We start from the raw sequence: 25,111 nt of genomic DNA on the forward strand, positions 1-25,111 counted from the left end.
CGGGCGGCGATCCCTGCCGCCCCGGGTCACCACTGAATGGAGCCACCGTGAGCAGCGTCGACACGTTCGGGTCGAAGGGCGTCCTCGAGGTCGGGACGGCCTCCTACGAGATCTACCGGCTCGCCGCCGTGCCGGGTCTCGAGCACCTGCCGTACAGCCTCAAGGTGCTGGCCGAGAACCTGCTGCGCACCGAGGACGGCGCCAACATCACCGCCGACCATGTGCGTGCCCTGGCCGAGTGGGACGCAGCCGCAGAGCCGAGCACCGAGATCCAGTTCACCCCGGCGCGCGTCGTGATGCAGGACTTCACCGGGGTGCCGTGCGTCGTCGACCTCGCCACCATGCGGGAGGCCGTCGTGCAGCTCGGCGGGGACCCCGACCGGATCAACCCGCTCGCCCCGGCCGAGCTCGTCATCGACCACTCGGTCCAGATCGACGTCGCCGGCCGACGCGACGCGTTCGAGCGCAACGTCGACCTCGAGTACGAGCGCAACCACGAGCGCTACCAGTTCCTGCGGTGGGGTCAGACGGCGTTCGACGACTTCAAGGTCGTCCCGCCCGGCACCGGCATCGTGCACCAGGTCAACATCGAGTACCTCGCACGGGTCGTGATGACGCGCCAGGCGCCGGGCGCGAGCCTGCTCCGGGCGTACCCCGACACCTGTGTCGGCACCGACTCGCACACCACGATGGTCAACGGGCTCGGCGTGCTCGGCTGGGGCGTCGGCGGCATCGAGGCCGAGGCCGCGATGCTCGGTCAACCGGTCTCGATGCTCATCCCGCGCGTCGTCGGGTTCCGGCTCAAGGGCGCGATCCCGGCCGGGGTCACCGCGACCGACGTCGTCCTGACGATCACCCAGCAGCTGCGGGAGCACGGGGTCGTCGGCAAGTTCGTCGAGTTCTACGGCGACGGCGTCGCCCAGGTGCCGCTGGCGAACCGGGCGACGATCGGCAACATGAGCCCCGAGTTCGGCTCGACCGCGGCGATCTTCCCGATCGACCAGGTGACGATGGACTACCTGCACCTGACCGGGCGCTCGGACGACCAGATCGCGCTGGTCGAGGCCTACGCCAGGGCGCAGGGCCTGTGGCACGACCCGTCGTCGGTGTCCTACGTCGAGCCGGTGTACTCCGAGTACCTCGAGCTGGACCTGTCCACGGTGGTCCCGTCGATCGCCGGGCCGAAGCGGCCGCAGGACAGGATCGAGCTCACAGCGGCGAAGGAGTCGTTCGCGGCGTCGATCCTCGACTACGTCGACGACGTCACGTCGGTGCCCTCCACGGGCCACGACGAGCGGGTCGAGGAGACCTTCCCCGCCTCCGACCCGATCGCCGCGGGTGAGCACGCCGACAGCTCGTACGCGCCGACGCACGTCGTGCACGGAGATGTCGCCCACCGCCCGCACAAGCGTGTTCCGGTGACCCTCGCCGACGGGACACGGACCGAGCTCGACCACGGGGCCGTCGTCATCGCGTCGATCACCTCGTGCACGAACACGTCCAACCCGTCGGTCATGCTGGCCGCCGGTCTGCTGGCCAGGAACGCCGTGGCGAAGGGGCTCACAGCCAAGCCGTGGGTCAAGACCTCGATGGCGCCGGGCTCGAAGGTCGTCACCGACTACTACGAGAAGGCCGGCCTGTGGCCGGACCTCGAGAAGCTCGGGTACCACCTCGTCGGCTACGGCTGCACGACCTGTATCGGCAACTCCGGTCCGCTGCCGGACGAGGTGTCGGCAGTGGTCAACGAGCACGACCTGTCCGTGGTGTCGGTGCTCTCGGGCAACCGCAACTTCGAGGGTCGCATCAACCCCGACGTCAAGATGAACTACCTCGCGTCGCCGCCCCTGGTCATCGCCTACGCGCTGGCCGGCACGATGGACTTCGACTTCGAGGCCGAGCCGCTCGGCACGACCGAGGCAGGCGAGCAGGTGTTCCTGCGCGACATCTGGCCGGATCCGGCCGAGGTGCAGGCGACGGTGGACTCGGCGATCGACCGGGGCATGTTCACCAAGGACTACGCCGACGTCTTCGCCGGCGACGAGCGCTGGCGCTCGCTGTCCACACCCCAGGGCAGCACGTTCGCCTGGGACGAGGACTCGACGTACGTCCGCCGGCCGCCGTACTTCGACGGCATGCGCGCCGAGCCCGACCCGGTCGCCGACATCACCGGGGCCCGGGTGCTCGCCGCGCTCGGCGACTCCGTCACGACCGACCACATCAGCCCGGCCGGGTCCATCAAGGCCGACAGCCCCGCCGGTGCGTACCTTGCCGAGCACGGCATCGAGCGGCGCGACTTCAACTCCTACGGGTCACGCCGAGGCAACCACGAGGTGATGATCCGCGGCACCTTCGCGAACATCCGGCTGCGCAACAAGCTCGTGCCCGGGGTCGAGGGCGGATTCACCGTCAACCACCTCGACGGCGTCCTGAGCACCATCTACGACGCAGCACAGGCCTACGCTGCGGCCGGCGTGCCGCTGGTGATCCTCGGCGGCAAGGAGTACGGCTCAGGCTCGTCGAGGGACTGGGCGGCCAAGGGCACGGCGCTGCTCGGGGTCCGGGCGGTCATCACGGAGAGCTTCGAGCGCATCCACCGGTCCAACCTGATCGGGATGGGCGTGCTGCCGCTGCAGTTCCCGGTCGGGCAGTCCGCGGACTCCCTCGGCCTGGACGGCACGGAGACCTTCGACATCTCCGGCGTCACGGTGCTGAACGACGGCACGACGCCGCGCACGGTCGCGGTGCGCGCCACCGGCACCGACGGGTCGGTCGTCGAGTTCGACGCCGTCGTGCGCATCGACACACCCGGCGAGGCGGAGTACTACCGCAACGGCGGGATCCTGCAGTACGTGCTCCGCTCCCTCGTCACCACCTGACCGCGCCGCTCCCGGTGCTGCCTCGGGACCGCCCCAGCGCAGTGGTGGGAGTGGAGCGTTCGGTACTCGAGTGGAGCGTTCGGTACTTGAGTGGAGTGTTCGGTGCTCGAGTGGAGTGTTCGACACTGATGCGCCCGGCGTGTCCCAAGCCGAACGCTCCACTCGAGGCGGGAACGCTCCACTCGGTGCGGGACTGCTCCACTCGGTACGGGAACGCTCCACTCGGGGGCCGGGGCGATGGCTCCGTGCCCGGCGGCGGGCGATACTGGGCCGATGGGTGCGCAGAGACCGGCGGTCACGCAGGAGAACGACGGCGACGTCGAGCGGTTCATCGCGTCGATCGCCGATGACGTGCGCCGGGCCGACGCCCGCACGCTGCTCGACCTCATGACGCGTGCCACCGGGCAGCCGGCCCGGATGTGGGGCACGGCGATCGTCGGCTTCGGCCGGTACCACTACGTCTACGCGACCGGTCGCGAGGGTGACGCACCCGGCGTGGGTTTCTCACCCCGCAAGGCCGCGACGACCGTGTACCTCGCGGACGGGTTCGACGGCTACCGGGAGTCCCTGGCGCGCCTCGGTCCGCACTCCACCGGTAGGTCGTGCCTGTACCTCAAGCGCCTCGACGGGGTGGATCTCGGCGTGCTCGCGGAGATGGTCACACGCTCCTACCGCGGGACGACGACGCGCACCTGGCCGCCGACGGCCTGACTGTCCGCTCGTTCGTCAGGCGCGTCCGCGAACGACCTGACCGTCCGCTCGTCGGTCAGGCGCGTTCGCGCACCGCGGACGCGAACGCGGTCAGCCCGGCCACGGCCCGGGGGACCAGGACGGGCAGGGCGGCGGCCGCCTGCGCGGGCAGGTCGGTCACATGGTGCAGCGCGAGGTCGGTGGCCATCGGACCTGAGCGCAGCCACTCGTCGAGCAGCCCTGGTTCGACCTCGAGGTGGAACTGGAGGCCGAGGGCGCTGCCGGCCCGGAACGCCTGCACCGGCGTGCGGGGCGACGAGGCGAGAAGGGTCGCACCCGGGGGCAGGTCGACGGCGTCGCGGTGCCAGTGCAGCACCGTCGGCCGATCGCCCAGAGGTGCGAGCACCGGATCGTGCGCGACGACGTCGACCGGGGCGAACCCGATCTCGGTGCCGTGGTCCTTCGTGAGCCGGGCGCCGAGCGCGACGGCAAGCAGCTGCATGCCGAGGCACACGGCGAGCACCGGCACCTCGGCGGCGACAGCATCGGCCACGAGTCGACGCTCGGTCGGGAGGCCGGGGAAACGGATGTCGTCGTCGGCATCCATCGGGCCACCCAGGACGACCAGCCCGGCCAGCTCCGTCACGGCCGGCAGAGCCGGGTCCGGCTCGTCGAGGACGATGCGGGTGATCCGCGGCACGCCGTCGATCGCGCGTGCGATCAGGCCGGGGCCCTCGCTCGGCACGTGCTGCAGGACCAGGACGGGCCGTGGTCCCCCCGACGGCGGCGACATCATCCTTCGAGCGTAGGTGCTGGAGCGGTCCCAGATCCGGCGGATGGCGGGCCAGGTGTGCTCACAACGGCGCGGGGATGGTCTGCGACCGGTCCCACGCCTCCGTCCAGCCGAGCTCCTCGAAGAGGTTGTCGAGCACCAGCGCGGTGAAGCCCCAGACCAGCTCCGTGCGGGCGTCGTCCGGCACGCCGGTGGGCTCCCGGCCGACGAGGAACGCGGGAGTCCGGTGGACCGTCCGGCCACGCCGCAGGACACAGGTGCGCCGGTTGGCCGGGTCGAGCAGATCGGCGACGGGGGCGCGGAAGACGGCGGCCGACTCACCGAGGTCGACGACCTCGACCGGCGACGGGCGTGCCCACCAGGCGAGCACCGGGGTGACGAGGTGGTTGCTGACCGTCAACGGCAGCTCGCCGAGGGTGCCGAGCACCTCGACGCCGGTGGGGTCGAGACCCGTCTCCTCGACGGCCTCGCGCACGGCGGCGGACACCGGACCGGTGTCGCCCGGGTCGACGCGGCCGCCGGGGAAGGACACCTGCCCCGGATGGTGGGTCAGCGACGTCGCCCGGCCGACGAGCAGCACGTCCAGGTCGCTCGGGACGGCCTGCGCATGGCGGTGCGCGGGACGGTCGTCCAGGACGCCGAACAGGATCAGGACCGCCGCGGGCCGGGCGCCGTCCACTGCGCCGCGCCCGGTGCGGACCTGCCAGGCCGGCTGCCGCCGGACGAGGTCGACCAGCTGGTCACGGGGATGCCGGTGCGATGCGCGGTGCCCCGTGGGCGGCTCGGTCGGGCCGCTCACGGCTCACCAGCCGTCGGGCAGCGGACGGCCCTCGTCGTAGCCGGCGGCGGACTGGATCCCGACGACGGCGCGCTCGGCGAGCTCGGTGAGGGTCGTCGCACCGGCGTAGGTGCAGGCGCTCCGCAGACCTGACGTGATCTGGTCGAGCAGGTCCTCGACGCCGGGGCGTGTCGGGTCCAGGTACATCCGTGACGACGAGATGCCCTCCTCGTACAGACCCTTGCGGGCCCGGTCGAAGGCCGACCCGCCCACTGTCCGGGCAGCGACGGCACGGGCCGAGGCCATGCCGAAGCTCTCCTTGTAGAGCCGCCCCTCGCCATCGGTGTGCAGGTCACCGGGGCTCTCGTGCGTACCGGCGAACCAGGAGCCGATCATCACCTGGGACGCGCCGGCCGACAGGGCGAGCGCGACGTCCCGGGGGTAGCGGACACCGCCGTCGGCCCAGACGTGGGCACCCAGGCGACGGGCCTCCGCGGCGCAGTCCAGGACCGCGGAGAACTGCGGCCGGCCCACGGCGGTCATCATCCGGGTGGTGCACATCGCACCGGGGCCGACACCGACCTTGACGATGTCCGCGCCCGCCTCGATCAGGTCGCGGGTGCCCGCGGCCGTGACGACGTTCCCGGCGACGACCGGGACGTCCGGCTTCAGACCCCGCACGGCCGCCAGGACCTCGAGCATCTTGCGCTGGTGGCCGTGGGCGGTGTCGACGACGAGCACGTCGACCCCTGCGTCGAGCAGCTCGGCGGCCCGGGCCCGGACGTCGCCGTTGATGCCGACAGCGGCCCCGATCCGCAGGCGGTCCCCTGCGTCGAGCGCGGGGCTGTAGATGGAGCTGCGCAGCGCGCCGGTACGGGTCAGGACGCCCACGAGTGCACCGTCGGCCACCACCGGCACGAACCGACGGCGCGAGTGGTGCAGCTGCTCGAACGCCGCCTGCAGCCCGTCCGGTCCGGCGATGACCTCGGCCTCGACGACTGTCGGGTCGGGGGTCATGACCTCCGAGACCTGGGTGAAGCGGTCGACACCGTGGCAGTCCGCCTCGGCCACGACACCGACCGGTCGTCCGGCGCTGACCACGACGGCGGCACCGTGCGAGCGCTTGCCGATCAGTGTCAGGGCGGTGTGCACGGTGTCGGTCGGTGCCACGACGACAGCGCTCTCGACCACTGTGTGCCGCGCCTTGACCGAGGAGACCACATCAGCGACGACACCGGTCGGGATGTCCTGCGGGATGACGGCGAGCCCGCCCCGACGGGCCACCGTCTCGGCCATCCGGCGTCCGGAGACGGCTGTCATGTTGGCGACGACGACCGGGATCGTCGTGCCGCTGCCGTCGACGGTGGCCAGGTCGACGTCGAACCGCGAGCTCACCTCCGAACGGGACGGCACGAGGAAGACGTCCCCGTAGGTCAGATCGGTGGTCGGCTGGTGGCCGGGCAGGAAGCGCATGCTCCCAGCCTACGGTCGGCCGCACGATCGGCCGGGCTACTCCTTGACCGCCCCGGTCGTGACGTTCATGATCCGCCGCTGGAACACGAAGAAGAGGACCGCGACCGGAATCGTCATGATCGCGGCGGCGCCGAGCTTCAACGGGAACTGGCTGCCCTGGCTCAGCGCACCGGAGGCGAGCTGGGCCACGCCCTTGGTCAGCGTCCGCAGATCCGGGTCCTGCGAGGCGACGATGAAGTGGGACAGCTCGTTCCACGAGCCCTGGAAGGACAGGATGACCAGCGTCACGAGCGCAGGCCGTGCCATCGGGAGCACCACCGACCAGTAGGTCCGGAAGGGGCCGGCCCCGTCGATCCGGGCCGCCTCTTCGACGCTCCGCGGGATCGACTCGAAGAAGTTCTTCATGATGAAGATCCCGGCGGCGTCGGCCAGGAGCGGGATGATCATGCCGGCGAACGTGTCGTACATGCCGACCTGCTTGATCACGAGGAACTTCGGGATCAGCAGCACGACACCTGGCACGGCCATGACGGCGACCAGGCCGGCGTACACCACGCCGCGTCCTCGGAACTGCAGCCGGGCGAGTGCGTAGCCGGCGAGGGAGTTGATGAACACCCGGCCGAGGGTCACGCAGATGGTGACGATCGCGGAGTTGCGGAACCACAGCGGGAAGTCGGACCGCAGCAGCAGCCGCTCGTACGCGGCCGTCGACCAGGTGTGCGGTACGAGGTTCAGCGGTGCGGCGACGGCTTCGGTGTCCGACGTGAAGGACGTCGCCACCTGCACCAGGAACGGGTAGATGTAGATGACGACGAACGCGAGAAGGATCGCGTAGACGGCGATCGTCCCGATCCGCGCACGGCGGGCCGACCGGTCCTGCCGACGGGCTCCCCGTCCGGACCCGACGCTGATGGTCCGCTCCGTCCCGGCACCGGCACTGATGGTGCTCATCGCGGGCCTCCTGGTCGGCCGGTCGATCTGTCCGAGGCACCCGCGACACCAGCGCCGGTGGGCACGAGCCGCTTGCGCCTGGGCACCGTGGTGCGCTCGCGCAGGACGATCCGCTGCAGGATCGTCATGACCACGATGATCCCGAACAGGACGAAGGCGATCGCCGAGCCTCTGCCCCACTGCTGCTGCTCGAAGGAGGAGACGTAGGACAGGTACGCCGGCGTGAGGGTCGTCTTGGCCGGCCCGCCCTGGGTCCCGGTGTAGATCTGGTCGAAGACCTGCCAGCACCCGATGAGACCGAGGGTGATCACGGTGAAGAGCGTCGGACGCAGCATCGGCACGGTGACGTACCGGAACCGTTGCCACCCGGACGCACCGTCCATGACTGCTGCCTCGTCGACCTCACCGGCGATGGACTGGAGGGCGGCGATGAACAGCAGCATGAAGGTCCCGGAGGTGGTGAACACCGCCATCACGATGAACACCGACATCGCGACGCTGGGTCCGGCGAGCCAGGACCACCAGGTGATCCCGAGGAACCCGTTGCCGGTCAGCGCGGCAGGCCCCTGGTCGACGCCGAGGCCGGCGAGCAGGACGTGCACGATGCCCCGCGCATCGGCAAACCAGTTGGGGCCGTTGATGCTCAGCGCGCTCAGCGTCTTGTTGACGGCACCGGACGCCGAGAACAGGAAGAGGAAGAGCACCGTGATCGCGACCGAGCTGGTGACCGACGGGAAGTAGAACGCGGTCCGGAACCCGCCGCGCCCGCGCAGCACCTTGCGGTTGACCATGACGGCGAGGAAGAGGGACAGGGCCGTCTGCAGCGGCACCACGAGGATGACGTACCAGGCGTTGTTACGCAGCGCCGTGCCGAAGTCCTGTGTTGCGAGGCCGCCGCCGCTGACCAGCGCGCGGTAGTTGTCCCCGCCGACGAAGCCCACCGAGGAGGAGAGCGGACTGCCTCGTCCGGACCAGTCCGAGACGCTGACCCAGGCCGCCATCAGGACGGGGATGACGAGGAAGAGCCCCAGGATGACCAGCATCGGCGAGATGAACAACCACCCGGCCGCCGCCTCGCGGCCCCGGATGCCGGAGCCGCGAGACGGGTTGCGCCGTGGGCGCAGGGTGTGCGCAGTAGCTGAGCCGGCCGCTGCACCTCCAGCGGTCGTCATCAGCCGGCAGAGTCGAGCACAGCCTGCATGTTCGTCTGCACCGAGCCGAGCATCGCCTGCAGGTCTGCTGTCGCCAGCCCTTCGATCTGACCGTTGAAGTCACCGATCACGTCCGAGGCACCCTGGGCGTTCGGCATGCCGACGGCGAACTCGGCGCTGTCGAGGAAGGCGACCTGGTCCGGGTACGCGGTGCGGAAGTCCGCACCCGCGGACTCGACCGACGGCATGACGCCGAACGCCTCGGCGAAGGCCGCCTGCTGCTCGGTCGCCGTCAGGTACTCGACGAGCTTCAGTGCAGCGTCCTGGTCGGGGCTGTCGGACGCGATTCCCCAGCAGTTGGTGAACTGCAGGGTGCCCTTGCCTGCGGGGCCGGCCGGCAGCTCGGTGACGAGGTAGTTGATGTCGGGGAAGTCGTTCTTCATCGCACCGACGATCCAGTTGCCCTCGATCGTCATGGCGGCCCGCCCGCTGCCGAACGCCTCGCCGCCCCAGCCGGAGTCGATCGCCGACGGGTAGGCGAGCACGCCGTCGGTGAGCATCTGCTGCACGAAGGTCAACGCTTCGAGGTTCTCCGGGCTGTCGGCGATCGCCTCGGTCCCGTCCTCGGAGACCAGGCCACCACCGGCCTGCGCCATGAAGACGCCAAGCCGCTGGTACTCCGGTCCGAAGCTCAGGCCGACCTGCCCGTCGGTGGTCAGTGCCTGGGCGGCAGCAGCGAGGCCCTCCCAGTCGGCCGGGATGTCGGCATCGGTCAGGCCGGCCGCGGCCCAGGCGTCCTCGTTGATGATCAGGGCGAGCGTGGAGAAGTCCTTCGGAGCGCAGTAGAACTCGCCGTCGTAGGTGAAGTTCTCCACCAGCGACGGGTAGAAGTCGTCCGCGGTGCCGAGCTCGTCCGCATACGGCAGCAGTGAGCCGTTCGACGCGTACCCGGCCAGCTGGTCGGTGCTCTGGTAGAAGACGTCCGGCGGGCTGCCTGCCGCGAAGCCCTGGCTGAGCTCCTGGTTGAGGTCGGAGGCGACGTTCACGGTGGCCTCGACACCGGACTCCGCCGACCAGGCGGCCACGGCGGCGTTGACCGCGTCGGTCTCGGCGTCGCCGCTCGAGCCGATCAGGAGGGTGAGCGAGGCGCCGTCCCCGGCCGATGCCCCGTCACTGGTGCTGTCGTCGGTCGTCGCCGGCTCGTCGTCGTCGAACCCGCCACCGCCGCAGGCAGTGAGCGTGAGGGCGCTCGTGGCGAGTAGTGCTGTGAGCAAGGTGCTACGGGCTGGGCGGTGCATCGTGTTCTCCTTGATCGGTGGGGTAGTGGGCGGAGGAAGGCATGTCGTGGGGACGGCCGGACGGGCGTGGCTACGGCGACCCGCCAGGCTCGGCGGGTCAGGTGCCGGGCTCGCTGGAGGCACGCACGACGAGACTCGGGTTGAGCAGGACGTGGTGGTCGGACGCGACGGCCGACACCCCTGAGCTGCTCCGGTTTGCCGAGAACTGGGCGAGCAGGAGGGCCAGCGCCTGGCCGGCGGCCTCGGTCAACGGCTGGGCGACGCTGGACATCCCCACCGCCCGCGCCACGGGTGTGTCGTCGAAGCCGATGACAGCCGGGACCGGGACATCGCCCGGCGGCGGCTCCGCACCGGGGACCTGGCGGGTCGCGACGAGCGCACCGAGTGCGAGGGAGTCGCTCGCACACACGAATGCCGTCGGCGAGATCAGCTCGACCAGCCGCCGGGCGGCCTCCGCGCCGTTCGCGACGGCGTCCTGCACGCCGACATCGAGGGCATCCAGCTCGTGCTCCGGCACACCGGCGGACCGCATCGCGCGACGCCAGCCGAGGCGACGGTCGTCGCCGGTGTCGGAGCCGGTCGGCCAGCCGAGGAAGGCGATGCGCTCGTGGCCGAGCGACTGCAGGTGCTCGACGGCGGCCCGGGTGCCCGCGGAGCCGTTGACGTCGACCCACGCGTGGTCACGGACGGCCACGTCGGCACCGTGCTGGTCCCACGGGCGGCCGAAGGTCACGAAGGGCACGTCGCGCTCAGTGAGCCAACGGGTCCGTGGGTCGCCGTGGTGGGTCGACGTGAGCACGAAGGCGTCGAGCTCGAGCGTGTCGAGGAGCTCGGCGTACTGGGCGATCTCGCCGTGGTCGTCCGCCGCCGTGAAGAGCATCACGTGGTAGCCCCGCAGCTGGGCCTGCTCGGTGAACGCGTGCAGGAACCGGTCGAGGACGGCGCCGTTGATGCCGTCGGCGGACGGCTGCAGACGCAGTCCGATGACCTGGGACCGGCGGGTGCGCAGCTGCCTCGCCGCACCGAGCGGCCGGTAGCCGAGCTCGTCGATCACGCTCTGGACGCGTTCGATGGTCTCGGGTCGCACGAGGTGGGGCGAGTTCAGGACGTTGGACACCGTCTGCCGGGAGACGGAAGCGCGCTCCGCGACGGTCTGCAGGGTGGGACGAGCGTCCACCGACGCCTCCTTGCGTGGTGCCCGCGAGCCGGGCTGTATTGGAGCGATCAAACCTTGTACTGTGAGCCAATTGGATCGCTCAAATGGATGACCTCAGCGTGGATGTCCGGTCCGCTGATGTCAAGACCAGCACGGCGATCGGATGTCACAGATCGGTCACGGACCGGGATCAAGGGGATCGCGATGACGCTCCAACCACTTCTGCACGACCTCCTGGTCGCTGCCATGGCCCCGACCCAGGCATGGTCCGGACAGGACGGGCAGATCCGGTCGCTCGGCGCCCAGGGCGTCTTTCACGCCGACACCAGGGTGCTCAGCTCTGCGGTCCTGACGGTGGCCGACGACGAGCCGGAGACCGTGGCCGCAGGCCCGGCCGGCCCGGGCGCGGTCCAGGTCGTCTCGGTGCTGCGCGGCGTCGACGTGGGCGGCGGCGCGGACCCGACAGTCAGGCTCCGGCGAACCCGCCTCGTCATGCCGGGCACGGTCCGGGAGACCCTCGAGATCACCACCGCGGCACCCGTCCCGGTGACCGTTCCGCTCGCCCTCCGCCTGGCCTGCGACCTGGCCGAGATGGGCCACGTCAAGGCCGGTGGCGCTGCGGACGCCCTGGCAGCCACCTGGGTCGACGGCGTCCTCGAGTGGACGGCACGCGGTGACCGGGTGACGGTCACGGGTGGCGGCCCCGCACCGGGGGATGCCTCAGCCCGACCGGTCGTCGACCTCACGGACCCGGCTGCCCCGGTGCTCGCCTGGCTCGTCACCGTGCGGCCCGGTGCGCCTGTGACGGTCTGGTGGGAGCTTCGGGCGACGCCCTCGGCCGCGCCGGTCGTCCAGGCGCCACCGGCCGGGCCGACCTGGTCGACACCGGAGATCGACTGTGACGACAACCGGGTGCGAGCCCTGGTGGACCAGGCGCTGGACGATCTCGGCACGCTACGGATGAGTGCGACCTTCGCGCCGAACGACGTGTTCCTCGCCGCCGGCGCCCCGTGGTTCTTCACGCTCTTCGGACGCGACTCGATCTGGGCCGCCCGGATGATGCTGCCGCTCGGCACCGACCTGGCGGCAGGCACGCTGCGCACGCTGGCCCTGCGCCAGGGGACGTCGGAGGACGCCGAGACGGCCGAGCAGCCGGGGAAGATCCTGCACGAGGTGCGCAGCAAGGCGCTCTCGCTCGGCGAGCACGGCGAGCTCCCGCCGCTCTACTACGGGACTGTGGACGCGACCCCGCTGTGGATCTGCCTGCTGCACGACGCCTGGCGGTGGGGCATGCCGACGGCCGAGGTCGAGGAGCTGCTGCCGGCGATGGAGGCCGCCCTGCGGTGGATGGCCGACTACGGGGACGCCGACGGAGACGGCTTCCTCGAGTACCTCGACACCACCGGCCACGGGTTGGCGAACCAGGGGTGGAAGGACTCCGGCGACTCGGTCCAGTGGCGGGACGGCAGCCTCGCCACCGGTCCGATCGCGTTGTGCGAGGTCCAGGGGTACGCCCACGAGGCCGCGCTGGCCGCGGCGGAGATGCTCGACGCCTTCGGCCGGCCAGGAGCCGCGCGCTGGCGTCAGTGGGCCGCGGATCTCGCCGCCCACTTCCGGCAGTCGTTCTGGGTGAGCGACGACGAGGGCCGCTACCCGGCGATCGCCCTCGACGCCGAGAAGCGCGCCGTCGACACGTTGACCAGCAACATCGGCCACCTCCTCGGCACCGGTCTGCTCAACGCCGACGAGGAGTCATTGGTCGCCCGCCGGCTCGGCTCGGCGGCCCTCGACTCCGGCTACGGTCTGCGCACCATGGCGTCCGGGTCTGCCGGGTACTGGCCGATGAGCTATCACGGCGGTGCCGTCTGGACGCACGACACTGCGATCGCTGTCGCCGGCCTCGTCCGTGGTGGCAGCTTCGCTGTGGCGACGGGCCTCCTGGAGGGCCTGCTCGCGGCGGCGGCCGACTTCGACTACCGGGTTCCCGAGCTGCACTCGGGTGATGCCAAGGGGTCGGTTCCCACGGTCGTTCCCTATCCTGCCGCCTGCCGCCCGCAGGCGTGGTCTGCGGCCTCGGCGGTCGTGCTGCTGTCCGCAGTGCTCGGGATCCGGCCCGACGTCCCCGGCGGCACCATCAGCCTCGTCCCGATGACGCCGTCACCGGTGGGGGCGCTGCGGGTCACGGGTCTGCAGGTTGCCGGTCGACGGCTCGATGTCGAGATCGACCGGACCGGTGCCGTGCGGTCCGTGCAGACCGACGCGCGGTTGCGTCCGGTCTGACCAGCGAGGCGCGGGGAAGTGGCACACCGTACGATGACCGGATGGCCATCCTGCCCCGGATCAGCTCTCCCGCTGACGTGCGAGCCCTGCGACCGGCTGAGCTGGACGACCTCGCGGCGGAGATCCGGCAGTTCCTCGTGCAGGCCGTCTCGCGGACCGGGGGACACCTCGGCCCCAACCTCGGTGTCGTCGAGCTCACCATCGCGATGCACCGGGTCTTCGTCTCGCCACGCGACACGATGGTCTTCGACACCGGCCACCAGGCCTACGTGCACAAGCTGCTCACCGGACGCTCGGACTTCTCCGAGCTGCGCAGGCGCGGGGGGCTGTCGGGCTACCCGAGCCGGACCGAGTCCGAGCACGACGTCGTGGAGAACTCGCACGCGTCGACCGCGCTGTCCTGGGCGGACGGCATCGCCAAGGCCTACGCGCTGCGCGGCAGCACCGACCGGCACGTCGTCGCCGTCATCGGCGACGGTGCGCTGACCGGCGGGATGGCCTGGGAGGCCCTGAACAACATCGCGGCAGGGTACGACCGTCGGCTCGTGATCGTCGTCAACGACAACGGACGGTCCTACGACCCGACCATCGGTGGGCTCGCGCACCACCTCGACTCGCTGCGCACCGCCCGGACGTACGAGAACGTGCTCGCCTGGGGCAAGCGGACGTTGCGACGGTCCGGTCCGCCCGGACGCCTCGCCTACGACGCGCTGCACGGTCTGAAGAAGGGGATCAAGGACGTCGTCGCGCCGCAGGGCATGTTCGAGGACCTCGGCCTGAAGTACATCGGGCCGGTCGACGGGCACGACGTCGCGGCCGTCGAGCACTCGTTGCGGCTCGCCAGGGCCTTCGGCGGACCGGTGATCGTGCACGTGATCACCGAGAAGGGTCGGGGCTACGTCCCGGCCGAGCAGGACGTGGCGGACCGGTTCCACGCCGTGGGGCAGATCCACCCGGAGACGGGTCTGCCGGTCGCGCCGTCGCGCTTCGGGTGGACCTCGGTCTTCGCCGACGAGATGGTGCGGATCGGCCACCGCCGCCCGGACGTGGTGGCGATCACGGCGGCCATGCTCCAGCCGGTCGGCCTCGCACCGTTCGCCGCGGAGTTCCCCTCGCGAGCCTTCGACGTCGGGATCGCCGAGCAGCACGCGGTCACCTCGGCCGCCGGGATGGCCTTCGCCGGCCTGCACCCCGTCGTCGCGGTCTACGCGACGTTCCTCAACCGGGCCTTCGACCAGGTCCTGATGGATGTCGCGCTGCACCGCGCCGGGGTGACGTTCGTCCTGGACCGCGCCGGGCTCACCGGTGACGACGGTGCCAGCCACAACGGCATGTGGGACATGGCCATGCTGCGGGTGGTGCCGGGCCTGCACCTCGCCGCGCCCCGGGACGAGTCGACCCTGCGTGCCGCGTTGCGCGTCGCCGTCGACATCGACGACGCGCCGAGCGTCGTGCGGTACCCGAAGGGGCCGCTGCCGGACGACCTGCCGGCCATCGACACCGTCGAGGGTGTCGATGTGCTCGCGCGGTTCGACGGCGCGACACAGGGTACGGGGACGGCCGGTCGGACGTCCCCGGTCCTCCTGGTCGGTGTCGGGCCGATGGCGCACACCGCCGTCGAGGTCGGCGCGCTGATCAGCGCGGCCGGCGTGCCCGTCACTGTCGTCGACCCGCGCTGGGTGCTCCCGGTGCAGCCCGCGCTGGTCAAGCTCGCGGGGGAGCACGGCCGGGTCGTCGTCCTGGAGGACGGACTGGTCGAGGGCGGCGTCGGCGCGATGCTGGCCCAGCGGTGCGCCGAGGCCGGCCTCGGCGTTCCGGTGCAGCCGTTCGGCATCCCGCTCGGCTTCCTCGGCCATGCGACCCGGAGCCAGCTCGTCGAGCAGCTCAGGTTGCGTGCGGCCGACATCGCCCAGGACGTCCTCGCCCAGGTCAGACCGGTCTGACGGGTACGGCGGGCCGGCCCCGCGCGGGTGTTGCACACTTGGATGCATCGCAAGAGCGCGGACGTGACACACCTCACGTCCGGCAGCTGCTGCCGGGCCCGAAAGTCCCAGGTCATCCCATGAGTTGCCACGTAGCGTCGTGAGCACCGGAGCCCTCAACCACAAGGGAGTGCGAGTACATGGCCATCACCGCAGAGCACGGCACGGCGGTCACCCCGCTGCCGAGCGAGCAGCCCCACGCCTGGCGTGGGTTCGTCGCAGGTCCTTGGCAGGACGGCGTCGACGTGCGCGACTTCATCCAGCGGAACTACACGCCGTACCCGGGCGACGCGAGCTTCCTGGTCGGCGCGACCGCGCGGACCACGGGGATCTGGGACCGGCTCCTGGCCATGTTCCCCGAGGAGCGCGCCAAGGGCGTCTACGACGTGGACGCGAAGACCCCCTCGTCGATCACGGCCCACGCGCCGGGGTACATCGACAAGGACAACGAGCTGATCGTCGGCCTGCAGACCGATGCCCCTCTCAAGCGCGCGATCATGCCGTACGGCGGCTGGCGCATGGTCGAGGGCGCCCTGAAGACCTACGGCTACGAGCCGGACCAGGACGTCAAGCGGATCTTCACCGAGTACCGCAAGACCCACAACGCAGGCGTCTTCGACGTCTACCCGCCCGACGTCAAGGCGGCGCGGAGCTCCCACCTGATCACCGGCCTGCCGGACGCCTACGGCCGCGGCCGCATCATCGGCGACTACCGCCGGGTGGCCCTGTACGGCGTCGACGCGCTGATCGAGGCCAAGCACCTCGAGCGCGCAGAGCTCGACATGGAGCGTTCGACCGAGGACGTCATCCGTGAGCGCGAGGAGAACGCGGAGCAGGTCCGTGCGCTCGGTGAGCTCAAGACGATGGCCGCCGCGTACGGCTTCGACATCTCGCGCCCCGCAGGCAACGCCCGCGAAGCGGTGCAGTGGCTCTACTTCGCCTACCTCGGCGCGGTCAAGGAGCAGAACGGTGCGGCGATGTCGCTCGGTCGCACCTCGACCTTCCTCGACGTGTACCTGCAGCGTGATCTCGTCGACGGCGTGATCACCGAGGTCGGTGCCCAGGAGCTGATCGACGACCTGGTCATCAAGCTGCGCATCGTGCGGTTCCTGCGTACCCCGGAGTACGACGCGCTCTTCTCCGGCGACCCGACCTGGGTCACCGAGTCGATCGGCGGGCTCGGCGACGACGGTCGCTCGTTGGTCACCAAGACGTCCTTCCGGTACCTGCAGACCCTGTACAACCTGGGCCCGGCCCCGGAGCCGAACCTGACGATCCTGTGGAGCCACAAGCTCCCCGAGGGCTTCAAGCGGTTCTGCGCGCAGGTCTCGATCGACACGTCGGCCATCCAGTACGAGTCCGACGACCTGATCCGGCCGTCCTGCGGCGACGACGCGGCGATCGCCTGCTGCGTCTCGGCGATGCGCGTCGGCAAGCAGATGCAGTTCTTCGGTGCTCGCGTGAACCTGGCCAAGGCCATGCTCTACGCGATCAACGGGGGCCGTGACGAGATCAGCGGCAAGCAGGTCGCGCCGGTCTCGATGCCGATCACCGCCGACGTCCTGAAGTACGACGAGGTCTACGGCGCGTTCGACACGCTGCTCGACTGGCTCGCGCAGACCTACGTCGACGCCCTGAACTGCATCCACTGGTCGCACGACAAGTACGCCTACGAGCGTCTCGAGATGGCCCTGCACGACCGGGCCATCCTGCGGACCCTCGCCTGCGGGATCGCCGGCCTGTCCGTGGCCACCGACTCGCTGTCCGCGATCAAGTACGCCACGGTGCGCACGGTGCGCGACGAGTCGGGCCTGGTCGTCGACTACACCGTCGAGGGCGAGTTCCCGACCTACGGCAACGACGACGACCGTGCCGATGACATCGCCGTCGCCCTGGTGCGGAGCTTCATGGAGAAGATCCGCCGCCAGCCGACCTACCGCGACGCCCTGCACACGCAGTCGGTGCTGACGATCACGTCGAACGTCGTCTACGGCAAGCACACCGGGAACACGCCCGACGGGCGTCGTACGGGTGAGCCGTTCGCGCCGGGCGCGAACCCGATGAACGGCCGGGACACGCACGGCATGCTGGCCAGCGCGCTGTCGGTGGCCAAGCTGCCCTACGAGGACTCGCTCGACGGGATCTCGCTGACCTCGACGGTCGTGCCCTCGGGCCTCGGCCGGGACCGCACCGAGCAGGTCACCAACCTGGTGGGCCTGCTCGACGGGTACGACGTCTCGCACGGCTTCCACCTCAACGTCAACGTGCTGAACCGCGAGACGCTCGAGGACGCCATGGCGCACCCCGAGAACTACCCGCAGCTGACCATCCGGGTCTCCGGCTACGCGGTCAACTTCGTCCGGCTCACGCGCGAGCAGCAGCTCGACGTCCTCTCGCGGACGTTCCACGCCGGTATGTGACATCTCGACCAGCGTTGACCAGCAGGGCGCGGCGCCATGAGGTGCCGCGCCCTGCTGTCGTCGGCACCGTGTGTCGTCGGCATCGCCTGTCGTCAGCATCGCCTGTCGTCAGCACAGTGACCGTCGTCACACGGGTCGCGATGGGCTCGAGGACATTCGTCCCATGACTTGTCCCCCCGATCAGGCACACTGGATGACATGAGCACCCTGACAGCACCGGCGGGCAACCAGCCGACGCCCGACGGCGCGCCCATCGTCGACCTCGGTGTCCCGCTGGTCGGCGGTGCGCACGGGCGTTCCTCGACCGGCACCGCCGGGCTCGAGGTCAGCTCACCCGACCGTGCGGAGAAGTTCTCGCAGATGCGTGCCGGCGAGCTCGGCTCGCTGCACTCCTGGGAGCTCGTCACCGCCGTCGACGGACCCGGGACACGGCTGACCGCCTTCCTCTCCGGGTGCCCGCTTCGGTGCCTCTACTGCCACAACCCCGACACCATGGAGATGCGGCGCGGCGAGCCGGTCGCGGCCGACGAGCTGCTCAGCCGCCTCGCGCGGTACCGCGGCATCTTCGCGGTCACCGGTGGCGGCCTGACCGTCTCGGGTGGCGAGCCCCTCATGCAGCCCGCCTTCGTCGCCCGCCTGCTGCGGGGCGCCAAGGGGCTGGGCATCAACACGGCGCTCGACACGTCGGGCTACCTCGGAGCCCACTGCTCCGACGCGATGCTCGACGACCTCGACCTCGTGCTGCTGGACGTCAAGTCCGGCATCCCGGAGACGTACAAGCGCGTCACCGGCCGCGAGCTCGAGCCCACCCTGGAGTTCGGCCGGCGGCTGGCCGCCCGCGGCACCGAGATCTGGATCAGGTTCGTCCTGGTCCCTGGTCTGACCGACGCCCCGGAGAACGTCGACGCCGTCGCGGACTACGTGGCGACCCTCTCGACAGTGACCCGGGTCGAGGTCCTCCCGTTCCACCAGATGGGCCGGGACAAGTGGGAGTCGCTCGGCATGCGCTACGAGCTCGAGGACACTCCCGCGCCGGACCCCGAGCTGGTGGCGCGGGTGCGCGACCAGTTCCGCGCCCGCGGCCTGCTGGTCTTCTGACCGACGGTCCTGCCGCCGCTCAGGTCCGTGGCACGTCGGCGACACCGGGCGGCTGGAGACGACGACCGAGCAGCCGCTGCGAGTAGCCCGCGCGGTCCAGGTACGGCGTGATGCCTCCCAGGTGGATCGGCCAGCCGGCCCCCAGCACCATGCACACGTCGATCTGCTCGGGCTCTGCGACGACGCCCTCGGCCAGCATGAGGCCGACCTCCTCGCACAGGCCGGCGACGACCGCGTCGAGCAGCCCGGCCTCGTCGAGCGCGTCGGCGCCGCCCGGTTCGCCGAAGACCGACTGGATCGCGGGGTCGACGTCGAGCTCTGCACCGTGCCCGTCGGGCTCGGGGACCACGCGCCGCCCCTGCGCGGCGAGCCGTTCGAGCCCGGGGGACAGCGGGTAGCGCTCACCCAGGTCCTCGTGCAGCGAGCGCAGGACGTGCAGCGCGACCGGCAGCCCGACCAGCTGGATCAGGGCGAACGGGCCCATCGGGAGGCCGAGCGGCCGGAGCGCGACGTCGGCGACCTGCACCGGGGTGCCGTTCTCGACGGCCCGGGCGACCTCCGCGAGCATCCGCAGGAGCATCCGGTTGACCACGAAGCCTGGCCGGTCGGCGACCCCGACGGCTGTCTTGCCCAGCGCCGTGGCGGTTGCGAACGCCGTCGCGACCGAGGCGTCGTCCGACAGCTGGGTCCGGACGACCTCGATCAGCGGCATCTGCGCGACCGGGTTGAAGAAGTGCAGCCCGACGACCCGCCCGGGATGCCGCAGGTGCGCTGACATCGTCGTGACCGACAGCGCGGAGGTGTTCGTGGCGAGCACCGCGTCCGGCGCGATGACGTCCTCGAGCTCGGCGAACACCCGCTGCTTGAGGGCGAGGACCTCGGTCACGGCCTCGATCACGAGATCGGCGCCCGCGAGCGTCGCCAGGTCGGTGCTCACGGTGACCGACCCGAGGATCCGGTTCGCCTCGGCCGCGGAGATCCGGCCCTTGCGCGCCAGGCTCTCGACCTGGGTGCGGATCCCGGTCCGCCCGGCCGCGGCCCGGTCGTCGTCGATCTCCCGCATCATGACCGGGACGCGTAGGCGGCGCGCGACGAGCACGGCGAGCTGCCCGGCCATCAGCCCGGCCCCGACGATGCCCACCGAGCGCACCGGCCGGGCGAGCTCCTGCGCCGGCGCGCCGACCGGGTTGCGTGCCTTGCGGGTGACCAGGTCGAACGCGTACAGCCCGGCACGCAGCTCGTCGGAGAGGATCAGGTCGGTCAGGGCCTCGTCCTCGGCCGCGTAGGCGGTGTCGCGGTCGGCTCCGCGGGCCGCTGCCAGGAGGTCGAGGGCACGGTACGGCGCGCGCTTGGCGCCGTGCAGCCTGCGGTCGAGCCGGTCGCGTGCCGCTGCGATCTCGTCGTCCCACTCGTCCGGTGCAGCGAGCCCCGGTCGGGTGACGGTGACGCGGCCGGCGAGCACCTCGGCCGTCCAGGCGACGGATCGTTCGAGGAAGTCCGCGGTGTCGAGGACGACGTCGACCAGCCCGAGCTCGAGCGCTCCGCTCGCGTCGGTCATCCGGTTGTTGGCCAGCGGCCTGGTCAGGATGAGCTCGAGGGCTCCGGGCAGACCGACGATCCTGGGGAGCAGGTAGCAGCCGCCCCAGCCGGGGACCAGGCCGAGGTGGGCCTCCGGCAGGGCCATGGCCGTGACGTCGGCCGAGACTGTCCGGTGGTCACAGCTCAGCGCGAGCTCGAGGCCGCCGCCGAGGGCCACGCCGTTGATGTAGGCGAAGGTCGGGACGCCCATCTCCCCGAGCAGTCGGAAGGTGGCATGGCCCAGCTCGGCGATACCGCGGGCGGCCTCGTGGGTCGCGATGCGGCCGACGCCGCGCAGATCGGCACCGGCGGCGAGGAACCAGGGTTTGCCCGTGACCGCGACGGCGACGATCTCGCCTGCCGCGGCCCTGGCCTGCTGGGCGGTCAGGACGGCTCGGAGCTCGGCGAGGCCGGCTGGTCCGAGGGTGGTCGGCCTGGTGTGGTCCAGGCCGTTGTCCAGCGTGACCAGTGCGAGCACACCCGCGGCGTCGGGCAGGACGACGTCGCGCACCAAGGCGTGCGTGACCCGTTCAGCACCGGTGGACGGGGCCGCCGGCTGCGGTGCTGTCGCGCTCATGCCTGCTCCTGGGTGGTCGGGTCCTGGGTGACCGGGTCGGAGTGGTGCGGGTTCTCCCAGATCACGGTGCCGCCCATGCCCAGGCCGACGCACATCGTGGTCAGGCCGTAGCGCACCTCCGGGTGCAGCCGGAACGACCGCGCGAGCTGCGTCATCAGCCGCACGCCGGAGCACGCGAGCGGGTGCCCGACGGCGATCGCCCCACCGAAGGGGTTGACCCGGGCGTCGCCGTCGGCGATGCCGAAGGCGTCGAGGAAGGCGAGGACCTGCACGGCGAACGCCTCGTTGATCTCGATCAGGCCGATGTCCCCGATCTCCAGTCCGGCCAGAGCGAGCGCCTTGTGGGTCGCCGGGACGGGGCCGATCCCCATCACCTCCGGCTCGACCCCGGCGTAGGCGAAGGTGACCAGGCGCATGCCCACCGTGAGCCCGAGCTCTGCGGCAGCCTGCTCCGAGGCGAGCAGCGCGACCGCAGCACCGTCGGTCAACGGGGCCGACGTCGCCGCGGTGACCCGGCCGCCGGCCCGGAACGGTGTGGGGAGGTCGGCGACCTGCTCGAGGGTCGTCCCGGGTCGGGGTGGCTCGTCGGCCGTGGCCAGGCCCCAGCCGCGGAGCGGGTCACGGACGGCGATCGGCACGAGGTCCGGTGTGATGTGGCCGGCGGCGAGCGCCGCCGCGTAGCGGGCCTGGCTCGCCACGGCGTACGCGTCGGCGCGGCCCCTGGTCAGCTCGGGGTAGCGGTCGTGCAGGTTCTCCGCCGTCGCACCCATCACCAGGGCGGACGGGTCGACGAGCCGTTCGGCGACGAACCGCGGGTTCGGGTCCGTGTCGGCACCCATCGGGTGGTGACCCATGTGCTCGACGCCGCCTGCGACGGTGACCCGTTGGGCACCCATGGCGATGGCTCCGGCGGTCGCCGTGACGGCGGTCATGGCGCCCGCGCACATCCGGTCGATCGCGAAGCCGGGCACGCTGCGGGGAAGTCCGGCCAGCACCGCGACCGATCGGCCGAGGGTCAGGCCCTGGTCGCCGTTCTGGCTGGTGGCGGCCAGGGCGACGTCGTCGATCTGGTCCGCTGGGAGCGACGGGTTGCGACGGAGCAGCTCGCGCACCGCCTTGACCGCGAGGTCGTCGCCGCGGGTGCCCGCGTACAAGCCGTCGTCGCGCGCGCGGCCGAACGGCGTGCGCACGCCGTCGACGAAGACGACCTGGTGCAGGGTCGGGGACGCGGCTCGAGCGGGCATCGGCTCTCCTTGGTGGACGACGGTGTCCAGGGGTGGCGTGCAGGCTGGCTACCGGAGGGTAACAAAGGCCGCCGAGACCGGCGCGGCCACGAGCTCGACCTGCCACGGCCGGGCGCCTCCGGCGACCAGCAGCTCCGCGATCGCCGCCGGCTCGATGTCTGCCGGCGGCGTCCAGCACAGCCGACGGAGCAGGTCCGGCTGGAGCAGGTTCTCCACCGGGAGGTGGTGGGCCGCAGCCAGGTCGACGACGATCGCACGCGCGGCGGCCAGCCGGGCGGCGGCAGCCGGGTCGCGGTCCGGCCAGGCGCGCGGCGGTGGTGGCGCGTCCGAGCGCGGGCCGCGGCTGGACGGCAGCGCGGACTCAGGTACGTCGAGGCCGGCCTGGACCGCCCGGAACCACTGGTCGACGCGGCGGCGGGTGCCCTTGCCGGAGAACGACTTGAGCGCGGCGAGAGCCTCGACGCTCGTGGGCAGCGCGGTCGCGGCGGCGACGATGGCGGAGTCCGGCAGGACCCTGCCCGGTGAGATGTCGCGCTGCGCGGCGTCCGCCTCACGCGCCTCCCAGAGCGCGCGGACGACCGCGAGCCGCCGCGGCTCCCGGATCGCGTGCAGGCCGGAGGTCCGGCGCCACGGCTCGACCCGCGGCGTCGACGGCGGCGCGAGACGGACCGCCTCGAACTCCTGACGCGCCCACTCGGCCTTGCCGGTGGCCACCAGGCGTGCGCCGAGCTCGATCCGCAGGTCGACGAGGACCTCGACGTCGAGTGCGGCATACCGCAGCCACTCGCGCGGCAGGGGTCGGATCGACCAGTCGACGGCGGAGTGCTCCTTGGCGAGCCCGAGGCCGAGGATCTCCGCGACGACCGCGGCCAGCCCGACGCGCTCCATCCCCAGGAGACGGGCCGCGAGCTCGGTGTCGAAGACGGCGTCCGGCAGGAGCTTCTGCTCGGACAGGCCTGGCAGGTCCTGGGATGCCGCGTGCAGCACCCACTCGACACCGCGCAGGGTGTCCGACAGCCCGGACAGGTCGGGCAGGGCGATCGGGTCGACCAGGGCGGTGCCGGAGCCCTCGCGACGCAGCTGGACGAGGTAGGTGTGCTGGCCGTACCGGTAGCCGGACGCGCGCTCGGCATCGACAGCCACCGGACCCGTCCCGGCGGCGAACGCCGCGATGGTGCGCGCGAGGGCCTCCGGGGTCTCGACGACGGGCGGGACGCCGTCGGCGGGCTCGTGCAGCGGTGTCACACCGGCGACAACCACCTCGCCGTCCGGCTCGGGCGTGCCCTGGTCCTGCGCCGCCGGGTCCTGGAGGTCTGACGGCACGGAGTGGTCAGGGGTGTTCACGCGCGGCATGGGCCCCACGCTACGGCGTCGTGCCCACAGCGGGCCGTTGACAGGGCCGTGGCCGGTCGATCAAGCCAGCAGCTCGTGCCGGATCGCATAGGCGACCATCTCGGCCCGGTCGCCGGTCCCCACCTTGCGGGAGATCCGCGCGAGGTGGCTCTTGACCGTCAGGGCCGACAGGTCGAGGTGCTCGCCGATCTGGCGGTTGGAGCGACCGTCCGCGACGAGCCGCAGGACCCCGAGCTCGCGAGCGGTGAGCTCGGGCCCGGGCCGCACGATCTGACCGACCGGGCGACCGACGATCCGGACGGCGCCGGGAGCCTCGGCTGTGACGGCGCCGCGGACACCGCCGCCGAGCAGGACGACGAGCTCGCGCCGGCCGGACCTGCGGGTGAGGAGCACGGCACGGGTCGACTCACGGCGGCGCAGGGTGCGGACCAGGACGGTGCCGTCGCCGTCGCCGATCTCCGGGACGACGAGGCACAGCGGTGGACGCTCGACCGCTGCCTGCCGGAGGGACGGGGACGGTGCGCGCTCGGTCGAGGCCAGCTCCGGGAGCCCCGGGGCGTGCGCCACCGACGTGCGGCGTACCGGGGGGATCCGGACGTGCTCGACGGTCAAGGGTGCTCCCGAGAGAGGCGCAGGTGGTGCCGGTCGGTCATCGATGCCGTGCGTCGTGACGTTCTGACGGTCATATCGGCAGGATCGAGGCAACCCTTGAGTACCCAGGTGACAACTTTCGTAGGGCAGGTGCGGTCAGAGACCTTCGTGGGGCAGGTGCGGTCAGCGACGACGGCCGAGGGCGGTCACGCCCATCGGCAGCGGCGGCAGCCCGGCGGCCGTGCACAGGATCGTCGACCATGCCGCCAGGTGGGCGCCCACCTCGCCGAGGGGCGTCCACGAGGCGCGGATCTCGACCTCGACCTCGCCGGGGCGCTCGGCAAGGGCACCGAACGACTGCGACACGACGCGCGTCACGGTCCCGCCGAGGGCGCGGTGCGGCGCGTCGCTCTCGGCGAGCGCGTCCTGCACCCACGTCCAGGCGGCCTCGCACAGCATCGGGTCGGAGCTCGCCTCCGGGTCGAGGCAGGCGCGCACGAGGGTCACCGCGCGGAAGGTGCCGTCCCAGGCCTCCTGACCGGCAGGGTCGTGCAGGAGGACGAAGCGCCCGGTCGCCGGGTCCTCGTCGGTCGGCAGGTCCGTCGCGGGCGCCAGGATCTCGCCGGTCACGGCGACCGAGTACGGCGCGATCCGCGCGGGTGCCGGGACCTCGGCCAGGCGCACCTCGGGGCGCAGCCGTCGAGCGCGCAGCTCGCGCAGGGCCTGCACGAACTCCGCAGGCACATCGGCATCGGCAGTGATCACGCAGGCAGCGTACGGCCGTGGTCCGACGTGGTGGTGGAGCGGCGCGCGGACAGGTCC

At 71.6% G+C, this 25,111-nt stretch carries 18 protein-coding genes; 6 read left to right on the top strand and 12 right to left on the bottom strand.

All coding sequences use genetic code 11. The features are described 5' to 3' along the window. Positions 1–47: 47 nt before the first annotated feature. The gene (locus K415_RS0116195) at positions 48–2,876 is read left to right on the top strand and encodes an aconitate hydratase (protein WP_024288090.1); all 2,829 of its coding nucleotides are present in this window, start codon (positions 48–50) and stop codon (positions 2,874–2,876) included. Between the two features lie 273 nt (positions 2,877–3,149). Further along, positions 3,150–3,587, top strand: coding sequence for a DUF1801 domain-containing protein (locus K415_RS0116200; RefSeq protein ID WP_024288091.1), 438 nt, complete (start codon positions 3,150–3,152; stop codon positions 3,585–3,587). A gap of 55 nt (positions 3,588–3,642) precedes the next feature. Here the strand turns inward: K415_RS0116200 and K415_RS0116205 are convergent, their stop codons facing one another. From K415_RS0116205 to K415_RS0116235, 7 genes are all read right to left on the bottom strand, one after another. Beyond that, positions 3,643–4,362, bottom strand: coding sequence for a type 1 glutamine amidotransferase (locus K415_RS0116205; protein WP_231494920.1), 720 nt, complete (start codon positions 4,360–4,362; stop codon positions 3,643–3,645). Positions 4,363–4,420: 58 nt separating this feature from the next. Beyond that, positions 4,421–5,158, bottom strand: coding sequence for a CoA pyrophosphatase (locus K415_RS0116210; protein WP_024288093.1), 738 nt, complete (start codon positions 5,156–5,158; stop codon positions 4,421–4,423). A 3-nt stretch (positions 5,159–5,161) separates the two neighbouring features. Then, entirely contained in the window at positions 5,162–6,610 is a 1,449-nt protein-coding gene (locus K415_RS0116215) for a GuaB1 family IMP dehydrogenase-related protein (protein WP_029663956.1), read from the bottom strand. A 36-nt stretch (positions 6,611–6,646) separates the two neighbouring features. Then, complete coding sequence (locus tag K415_RS0116220) at positions 6,647–7,561, bottom strand: carbohydrate ABC transporter permease (RefSeq protein WP_024288094.1); 915 nt, start codon at positions 7,559–7,561, stop codon at positions 6,647–6,649. Continuing rightward, positions 7,558–8,733, bottom strand: coding sequence for a carbohydrate ABC transporter permease (locus K415_RS0116225; protein ID WP_051480614.1), 1,176 nt, complete (start codon positions 8,731–8,733; stop codon positions 7,558–7,560). Before K415_RS0116225 ends, K415_RS0116220 begins: the two co-directional genes overlap by 4 nt. Continuing rightward, entirely contained in the window at positions 8,733–10,010 is a 1,278-nt protein-coding gene (locus K415_RS0116230; protein WP_024288096.1) for an extracellular solute-binding protein, read from the bottom strand. The genes K415_RS0116225 and K415_RS0116230 overlap by 1 nt, the downstream gene beginning before the upstream one ends. A gap of 97 nt (positions 10,011–10,107) precedes the next feature. Beyond that, positions 10,108–11,187, bottom strand: coding sequence for a LacI family DNA-binding transcriptional regulator (locus K415_RS0116235; RefSeq protein WP_024288097.1), 1,080 nt, complete (start codon positions 11,185–11,187; stop codon positions 10,108–10,110). A 183-nt stretch (positions 11,188–11,370) separates the two neighbouring features. On the opposite strand from K415_RS0116235, the gene K415_RS0116240 reads away from it, so the two are divergent. The 4 genes from K415_RS0116240 to pflA all read left to right on the top strand — a co-directional run bounded on the left by K415_RS0116240 (position 11,371) and on the right by pflA (position 18,946). Next, complete coding sequence (locus K415_RS0116240; protein WP_024288098.1) at positions 11,371–13,446, top strand: glycogen debranching N-terminal domain-containing protein; 2,076 nt, start codon at positions 11,371–11,373, stop codon at positions 13,444–13,446. A 41-nt stretch (positions 13,447–13,487) separates the two neighbouring features. After that, positions 13,488–15,389: a 1-deoxy-D-xylulose-5-phosphate synthase gene (gene dxs / locus K415_RS0116245; protein ID WP_024288099.1), complete on the top strand. Its 1,902-nt coding sequence runs from the start codon at positions 13,488–13,490 to the stop codon at positions 15,387–15,389. Positions 15,390–15,568: 179 nt separating this feature from the next. Next, positions 15,569–17,848, top strand: coding sequence for a formate C-acetyltransferase (pflB, locus tag K415_RS0116250; RefSeq protein ID WP_024288100.1), 2,280 nt, complete (start codon positions 15,569–15,571; stop codon positions 17,846–17,848). A 198-nt stretch (positions 17,849–18,046) separates the two neighbouring features. Further along, positions 18,047–18,946, top strand: coding sequence for a pyruvate formate-lyase-activating protein (gene pflA / locus K415_RS0116255; RefSeq protein ID WP_024288101.1), 900 nt, complete (start codon positions 18,047–18,049; stop codon positions 18,944–18,946). Positions 18,947–18,965: 19 nt separating this feature from the next. Here the strand turns inward: pflA and K415_RS0116260 are convergent, their stop codons facing one another. The 5 genes from K415_RS0116260 to K415_RS0116280 all read right to left on the bottom strand — a co-directional run bounded on the left by K415_RS0116260 (position 18,966) and on the right by K415_RS0116280 (position 25,054). Beyond that, positions 18,966–21,101, bottom strand: a complete 2,136-nt coding sequence (locus K415_RS0116260) for a 3-hydroxyacyl-CoA dehydrogenase NAD-binding domain-containing protein (RefSeq protein WP_024288102.1) — start codon at positions 21,099–21,101, stop codon at positions 18,966–18,968. After that, positions 21,098–22,345, bottom strand: a complete 1,248-nt coding sequence (locus tag K415_RS0116265; protein WP_024288103.1) for a thiolase family protein — start codon at positions 22,343–22,345, stop codon at positions 21,098–21,100. The genes K415_RS0116260 and K415_RS0116265 overlap by 4 nt, the downstream gene beginning before the upstream one ends. A gap of 48 nt (positions 22,346–22,393) precedes the next feature. Next, the gene (locus tag K415_RS0116270) at positions 22,394–23,698 is read right to left on the bottom strand and encodes an HRDC domain-containing protein (protein WP_024288104.1); all 1,305 of its coding nucleotides are present in this window, start codon (positions 23,696–23,698) and stop codon (positions 22,394–22,396) included. 60 nt (positions 23,699–23,758) lie between these two features. Next, complete coding sequence (locus tag K415_RS25190; RefSeq protein WP_255347151.1) at positions 23,759–24,310, bottom strand: LuxR C-terminal-related transcriptional regulator; 552 nt, start codon at positions 24,308–24,310, stop codon at positions 23,759–23,761. A 162-nt stretch (positions 24,311–24,472) separates the two neighbouring features. Continuing rightward, positions 24,473–25,054 carry a DUF3000 family protein gene (locus K415_RS0116280; RefSeq protein ID WP_024288106.1) on the bottom strand — a complete coding sequence of 194 codons (582 nt, stop codon included), beginning with the start codon at positions 25,052–25,054 and terminating at the stop codon, positions 24,473–24,475. Between the last annotated feature and the right edge of the window lie 57 nt (positions 25,055–25,111).

It is taken from the genome of Cellulomonas sp. KRMCY2 (assembly GCF_000526515.1).
GTDB lineage: Bacteria > Actinomycetota > Actinomycetes > Actinomycetales > Cellulomonadaceae > Actinotalea.

What these genes read in the sequence shown, in the direction of transcription:
- K415_RS0116240 (WP_024288098.1), top strand. Translation starts at nt 11,371, where the DNA reads ATGACGCTCCAACCACTTCTGCACGACCTCCTGGTCGCTGCCATGGCC.
- dxs (WP_024288099.1), top strand. Translation starts at nt 13,488, where the DNA reads ATGGCCATCCTGCCCCGGATCAGCTCTCCCGCTGACGTGCGAGCCCTG.
- K415_RS0116230 (WP_024288096.1), bottom strand. Translation starts at nt 10,010, where the DNA reads ATGCACCGCCCAGCCCGTAGCACCTTGCTCACAGCACTACTCGCCACG.
- K415_RS0116220 (WP_024288094.1), bottom strand. Translation starts at nt 7,561, where the DNA reads ATGAGCACCATCAGTGCCGGTGCCGGGACGGAGCGGACCATCAGCGTC.
- pflB (WP_024288100.1), top strand. Translation starts at nt 15,569, where the DNA reads ATGGCCATCACCGCAGAGCACGGCACGGCGGTCACCCCGCTGCCGAGC.
- K415_RS0116225 (WP_051480614.1), bottom strand. Translation starts at nt 8,733, where the DNA reads ATGACGACCGCTGGAGGTGCAGCGGCCGGCTCAGCTACTGCGCACACC.
- K415_RS0116205 (WP_231494920.1), bottom strand. Translation starts at nt 4,362, where the DNA reads ATGATGTCGCCGCCGTCGGGGGGACCACGGCCCGTCCTGGTCCTGCAG.
- K415_RS0116260 (WP_024288102.1), bottom strand. Translation starts at nt 21,101, where the DNA reads ATGAGCGCGACAGCACCGCAGCCGGCGGCCCCGTCCACCGGTGCTGAA.
- K415_RS0116270 (WP_024288104.1), bottom strand. Translation starts at nt 23,698, where the DNA reads ATGCCGCGCGTGAACACCCCTGACCACTCCGTGCCGTCAGACCTCCAG.
- K415_RS0116265 (WP_024288103.1), bottom strand. Translation starts at nt 22,345, where the DNA reads ATGCCCGCTCGAGCCGCGTCCCCGACCCTGCACCAGGTCGTCTTCGTC.
- pflA (WP_024288101.1), top strand. Translation starts at nt 18,047, where the DNA reads ATGAGCACCCTGACAGCACCGGCGGGCAACCAGCCGACGCCCGACGGC.
- K415_RS0116200 (WP_024288091.1), top strand. Translation starts at nt 3,150, where the DNA reads ATGGGTGCGCAGAGACCGGCGGTCACGCAGGAGAACGACGGCGACGTC.
- K415_RS0116215 (WP_029663956.1), bottom strand. Translation starts at nt 6,610, where the DNA reads ATGCGCTTCCTGCCCGGCCACCAGCCGACCACCGATCTGACCTACGGG.